The 487-nt window shown below is 44.8% G+C and carries 1 pseudogene; it reads right to left on the bottom strand.

The features are described 5' to 3' along the window. Positions 1–487: pseudogene (locus HC175_RS17885) on the bottom strand (hypothetical protein); the annotation flags it as partial.

Below are 487 nucleotides of genomic sequence, written 5' to 3'. Positions count from 1 at the left end.
GATCAACAGGATCACGTAAGTAGCATCGATTAGAGTTGCCGCACGAATGTCGGAGATCCTCGCTTTTTCACTTACTACTTCCTGGATCTTGTCACCTCTCAGGTAAAAGAGTAAACCAAGACCTGCAAAAATTGTGGTGGCAAAAATGATAAATTCAGTAAGGCTTTGGGTTCGGGGCAGGTAAACTGCAATGTTCGCACCATCCTGCATTACCCAAACTCCCCAGAGCGTACCACTTACGATCCACTGAATTGCTGTCCAGGCCCTGTGGGTTTTACGGCTCTTGAAATATTTTTTAATGGTGTTATAGGAAAGATACCATACCAGAAAAGACAGGATAAAGGCCATGATATAACCAGACCAGGATTTCCATACTACCGAAGTGATTCCCGATGTATCTGCACTAAATACACTTAAAATAAGGAAGGTGGTTGATACCGGCATCCGCATCCTTGTGAGGATAAGCAGCACCAGGGGAGCGATGATC

Source organism: Salinimicrobium oceani (assembly GCF_012037645.1).
Note: the sequence above shows the minus strand (reverse complement) of the source record. Positions and strands in the feature narration are given on the sequence as shown.